Genomic DNA, 5,700 nt, shown 5'->3' with positions numbered 1-5,700 from the left:
ATCCCGCGCCGTCGAACGTGGCGCGGTTGCGCCACGTCGGCCGGGCCGGCGCGTCCGCGGTGCGGACCGGCGCGTAGCGGGGCTACGCGCCTCGCGTCGGCCTCACCAAATTTTCACGCGCTGTTCCGGGGCCAGGTACAGCTTGTCGCCCGGCTTGACGTTGAACGCATTGTACCACGCGTCGACGTTGCGGACGACGCCGTTGACGCGGTTGTAGGGCGGCGAGTGCGGGTCGGTGAGCAGGCGGCTGCGCAGCGCGTCCTCGCGGATCTTCGACTGCCACGCCTGCGCGTAGGCGAGGAAGAAGCGCTGGTCACCGGTCAGCCCGCCGATCACCGGCGCCTTGCCGTGGGTCGCCTGATACTTCTGGTAAGCGGTGTACGCCGCCTCCAGCCCGCCCAGGTCGCCGATATTCTCGCCCAGCGTCAGCTGCCCCTTCACGTGCGTGCCCGGGATCGGCTCATAGGCGTCATACTGGCTGACGAGCTCGCCGGTCCGCTTGGTGAAGGCGGCGCGGGTCTCGGGCGTCCACCAATTCTCGAACTTGCCGGTCGGGCCGAACTGGCTGCCCTGGTCGTCGAATCCGTGGCCCATCTCGTGGCCGATAATCGCGCCGATCGCGCCGTAATTGACCGCCGCATCCGCCTTCGGGTCGAAGTAGGGCGCTTGCAGGATCGCCGCCGGGAAGGTGATCTGGTTCGACAGCGGGTTGTAGTAGGCGTTCACGGTCTGCGGCGTCATGCCCCAGAGCGTGCGGTCAACCGGCTTGCCGAGGTACGACAGGTCGAGCTGATGCTGGAATTCGCCCGCGCGCATGTTGTTGCCCAGCGGATCGCCGCGCACGACCTTGAACGTCGAATAGTCGATGTACTTGACCGGGTGGCCGACGCGCGGATCGAACGCGGCGAGCTTGGCGAGCGCCGCCTGCTTGGTCTTGGCGTCCATCCAGGTGTTGGCGGAGATACGCTCCTGATAGCCCGCGCGCAGGTTGGCGATCAGCTCCGCCATCTTCGCCTCGGACTCGGGCGGGTAGTGGCGCGCGACATAGACCTCGCCCACCGCCTCGCCCATCGCGTTGTTCACCAGCGCGATGCCGCGCTTCCAGCGCGCGCGCTGCTCCTGCTGACCCGAGAGCGTGCGGCCGTAGAAGTCGAAATTGGCGGTGTCGAACGCCTTCGGCAGCACCGAGGCATTCGCGCTGGCGAAGCGGAACTTCATCCAATCCTGCCACGTCGAGACCGGCGTCGCGGCGTAGAGCTTGCCGAGCGAAGTCAGCGCGGTCGAGGTGCCCATCACGACGACTGGGAAGCGCTCGTACCCCGCGGTCCTGAGCATCAGCGGCCAGTCGAACTCGGGCGCGAGCGCGGTGCGCTGCGCGGCGTTCATCGGCTTGATCATCGCCTGAAGATTGCGCTGCTGGACCGGGGTCCACTGCACCTTGGCCATCGCAGTCTCGAGCGCGACGATGCGATCGGCCTTGGCGGACGCGTCGGCGACGCCCGACAGCGCCAGGATCTGCTCCACGTACTTGCGATAGGCGGCGCGATAGGTGTCATACTTGGCGCCGGGCAGCAGATAGTAATCCTGCGGCATGCCGAGCGAGCTCTGGCTGGCGATCGCGATATATTGCGTCGGGTCGGCCGGATTGGGCAGCTGCCCGATCTCGACCGGCGAGGCGTAGCCGACGCTGGCGAACAGCGTCTGGAGCTTTGTCTTGTCGTTCGCCGCGTCGATCTTCGCGAAATAGGGCTTGAGCGGCGCGGTGCCGGCGCGCTCGATCGCGGCCTCGTCCATGAAGCTGCCGTAGAGGTCGCCGATCTGCTTGCCACCGGCGCCGACCGCGTTCGGGTCGCGCGCGGCGTCGCTCAGGATATCACGCACCTGACCCTCGGCCTGGTCGGCGAGCGTCACCATGTAACCGGCCGAGGTGCGGTCGGCCGCGATCTGCGTCCGCTTGTCCCAATTGCCGTTGGCGAAGGTCCAGAAATCGTCGCCGGGCTTCACCGTCTTGTCCTCGGCGGTCAGGTCGACGCCGAAGCTGCCGTAGCGCGGGCCGGCCGGCGCGGTCGCAGCGGCGGGAGCGGCGGTCTGCGCGAACGCGGGCGCGGCAATGGCAAGTGCTGCGACGCCCAACGACAGGTGCGTAAATACAGAGACGTTCATCGATCCCCTTCCCCAACAGTGTGTCATTGACTTAGGACACCAACGTATCCGTTGCAACTATCCGACGCGGTTGGCGACGAGGTCGTCGACCACCGCCGGGTCGGCGAGCGTCGAGGTGTCGCCGAGTGATCCGGTGTCGCCCTCGGCGATCTTGCGCAGGATGCGGCGCATGATCTTGCCCGAGCGCGTCTTGGGCAGACCGGGCGCGAATTGCAGCGCGTCGGGGGTGGCGATCGGGCCGATCTCCTTCCTGACCCACGCCTTCAGCTCGGCGGCGAGCGCGTCGCTGGGCTCCACCCCGTCCTTCAGCGTCACATAGGCGTAGATGCCCTGACCCTTGACGTCGTGCGGCATGCCGACGACGGCGGCCTCGGCGACCTGATGATTGAGCACCAACGCGCTCTCGACCTCGGCGGTGCCCATGCGGTGGCCGGACACGTTGATGACATCGTCGACGCGGCCGGTAATCCAGTAATAGCCGTCCTCGTCGCGCCGGCAGCCGTCGCCGGTGAAATACTTGCCCGGGTAGGTGGTGAAGTAGGTCTGGAAGAAGCGATCGTGATCGCCCCAGACAGTGCGCATCTGCCCCGGCCACGACGCGGTGATGCACAGATTGCCGCTGGCCGCGCCGTCCAGCACCGTGCCCTGCTCGTCGACCAGCTGCGGCTGGACGCCGGGCAGCGGACGGGTCGCGGAACCGGGCTTAAGGTCGGTCGCGCCGGGCAGGGGCGCGATCATCGCACCGCCGGTCTCGGTCTGCCACCAGGTGTCGATGATCGGGGCGCGGCGCTCGCCGACGATGTCGTGGTACCAGCGCCACGCCTCGGGGTTGATCGGCTCGCCGACCGTGCCGAGCAGCTTGAGCGACGCGCGGCTGGTCGCCTTCACCGGCGCGTCGCCTTCCTTCATCAGCGCGCGCAGCGCGGTCGGTGCGGTGAAGAGCGTGTGCACCTGATGGCGGTCGACCACCTGCCAGATGCGGCGGGCATCGGGCCAGGTCGGCAGCCCCTCGTACATCAGCGTCGTCGCGCCGTTCGCGAGCGGGCCGTAGACGATATAGGTGTGCCCGGTGACCCAGCCGATGTCGGCGGCGCACCAGTAGACGTTCGGCGCACGGTAATCGAACGCGAGCGCGTGGGTGTAGGCCGCCCACAGCAGGTAACCGCCGGTCGAGTGGAGCACGCCCTTGGGCTTGCCGGTCGAGCCGCTGGTGTAGAGGATGAACAGCGGGTCCTCCGCCGCCATCGGCTCCGGCGCGCAATCGTCGGACACGTCGGCCGCCGCCTCGTGGTACCAGGTGTCGCGCGCGTTCATCGAGACGTCGCCGCCGGTCGCGCGGATGACCAGCACGCGCTCCAGCGTCGGCGCGCTCGCCGCCGCCGCGTCGACGTTGGCCTTGAGCGGGATCGCCTTGCCGCCGCGCCGGCCCTCGTCGGCGGTGACGACGATCCTGGAGCCGCAATCCTCGATCCGCCCGGCGAGCGCGTCGGGCGAGAAGCCGCCGAACACGACCGAGTGGATCGCGCCGATCCGCGCGCAGGCGAGCAGCGCGAACGCCGCTTCGGGGATCATCGGCAGGTAGATCGTGACGCGGTCGCCCCTGGCGACGCCCTGCGCCTTCAGGACGTTCGCGAAGCGGCAGACCTCGCGGTGCAACTGTGCGTAGGTGAAGCGGCGCGGCTCCTCGGTGGGTACGTCGGGTTCCCAGATGATCGCGACCTGGTCGGCGCGCTCGGCGAGATGTCGGTCGATGCAATTGGCGCTGGCGTTGAGCGATCCGTCGGCGAACCAGTGGATGTGGAAATCGTCGGCGTCGAACGACCAGTCGCCCGCGGTCGTGGGCGGCGTCACCCAGTCGAGCCGTTCGGCCTGCTCGAGCCAGAAGGCGTCGGGTTCCGTTACGCTGCGATCGTACAGCCCCCGATAGCCCGCGGCGTCGACGCGCGCGCTGCTGCGCCAGTGTTCGGGAACGGGGAACAGGTCGTTATCGGACACGCGCTGGTAGCTCCTTCTCCTGATAGCGGGCTGCATGCGCCGGGCGGCCGGCGAGGGCAAGCATCGCACCCGCCACAACGCGCTCCCAGCATCGCGCTCGCTGGGCCGTTCATTAGCACAACGGTAACGTTTCTCTGGCTAGGCGCGAAGCGCCATGCAGACGATTTCCCCGCTCGCCGCCGACGCAGCCGCCGCCCGCGCTCCACGCACCAGCGTGATGCTGAGCGCCGATGTGGTGCGCAGCGAAGGGTCGCAGCCGACCCAGCACCGCGTGCTGAACGTGTCGGTGTCGGGCGTGTGCATCGCCAAGCCGGTCGGACTGGTCGCGGACATGCCGGTGATGGTGTCGATCGGCCGGGTCGACCACGTCGAAGCGCGGGTCAAATGGGTACGCGGCGACCGCGCCGGGCTGCGCTTCGACGCGCCGATCGACCTCGACGCCGCGCGGCAGCGCCGCCCGGGCAACAGCGCGCCGCCGACGCCGACCTCCGGCTGGATGGCGGCCGCGAACGAGCGGTTCCGGCGTCAGACGACGCTGTAGGGCACGACGCGGCGCGTCGCCGGATCGACGCGGATCGCGCGATCGGTCGGCGGGAACGCGCGCTGGTCGCAGTCGCTGCGCGGGCATAGCCGGCACGAGATGCCGATCGGCGTCGGCGCACCCGCCTGACCGTGCGAGACGCCCCCCTGCAATATCCCTAGCGCGTCGGCGTAGACGAAATCGGCGGCGTGGGTCGTCTCGCACCCAAGCACCACGGCGTAGCGCCTGGGCGCGCGCGCGAAGCGGCCCGACGGCTTCACCAATCCCTTCGCCATCGACACGTAACGCACGCCGTCGGGGGTCTCGGCGTGCTGGACGAGGATGCGGTCGGGGATCGCCGCCGCCTCGTGGACATGCCAGAGCGGGCACGCCCCGCCGAAGCGCGCGAACTGCAACCGCGTCGCCGAGTGCCGCTTTGTAATGTTCCCCGCCATGTCGACGCGGCAGAAATAGAAGGGGATGCCCTCCGCGCCCGGGCGCTGGAGCGTCGAGAGGCGGTGGCACGCCTGCTCGAAACTGACGCCGAACCGCCTGGACAGCCGGTCGATGTCGTGGCGCACTGCCTTCGCCTCGGCCCGGAATGCGGCGTAGGGCATGACCAGTGCGCCCGCGGCGTAATTGGCGAGGCCGATGCTCAGCAGCCGTCGCGCCTCGTCGTGCGCGAGCGGGGCGGCCGCGACGATGTCGGCGATCGGCGCGGCGAAGGCGATCGCGGCGAGGCGATGCGCGACCAGGAAACGCCGCGTCTCGGGCGGGGTGGCGGCGGCGAGCGTGAGCACCCGGCCGTCGAAGCGCGCGAGCGGGGCCGCGTCGTCGGGATCGAGCGCGAGCGCGACGCGGTGCTGGCTGAGTTGCTGCTCGATCGTGCCATGGCTCGCGAGCGTCTCGGCGGCGCGGTCGAGCGCGTCGATGTAATTGCCCGCGTCGTGGAACCAGTCGCGCACCGCCTCCCACGGCAGCCGCGCGCCGGTGCCGGTCAGCCCCGCGCCGGTGATCATCGC

The 5,700-nt window shown here is 69.5% G+C and carries 4 protein-coding genes; 1 reads left to right on the top strand and 3 read right to left on the bottom strand.

What is annotated here, in order from left to right; all coding sequences use genetic code 11:
* Positions 1–102 precede the first annotated feature (102 nt).
* Both ACFDS6_RS02450 and acs read right to left on the bottom strand, forming a co-directional pair.
* Entirely contained in the window at positions 103–2,163 is a 2,061-nt protein-coding gene (locus ACFDS6_RS02450; RefSeq protein WP_375270522.1) for a M13 family metallopeptidase, read from the bottom strand.
* A 57-nt stretch (positions 2,164–2,220) separates the two neighbouring features.
* A complete protein-coding gene (gene acs, locus ACFDS6_RS02445) occupies positions 2,221–4,194 on the bottom strand; it encodes an acetate--CoA ligase (RefSeq protein ID WP_375270521.1) in 1,974 nt (657 codons plus the stop codon).
* A 118-nt stretch (positions 4,195–4,312) separates the two neighbouring features.
* On the opposite strand from acs, the gene ACFDS6_RS02440 reads away from it, so the two are divergent.
* Positions 4,313–4,699: a PilZ domain-containing protein gene (locus ACFDS6_RS02440; protein ID WP_375270520.1), complete on the top strand. Its 387-nt coding sequence runs from the start codon at positions 4,313–4,315 to the stop codon at positions 4,697–4,699.
* Here ACFDS6_RS02440 and ACFDS6_RS02435 read toward each other — a convergent pair.
* Positions 4,684–5,700 (bottom strand): short-chain fatty acyl-CoA regulator family protein (locus tag ACFDS6_RS02435; RefSeq protein ID WP_375270519.1); only part of this gene is annotated, 1,017 nt, incomplete at its 5' end. The genes ACFDS6_RS02440 and ACFDS6_RS02435 overlap by 16 nt on opposite strands.

Source organism: Sphingomonas sp. (assembly GCF_042095875.1).
Taxonomy (GTDB): Bacteria; Pseudomonadota; Alphaproteobacteria; order Sphingomonadales; family Sphingomonadaceae; genus Sphingomonas.
The sequence above is the reverse complement of the archived record's forward strand: the minus strand, read 5'-3'. Positions and strand labels throughout refer to the sequence as shown.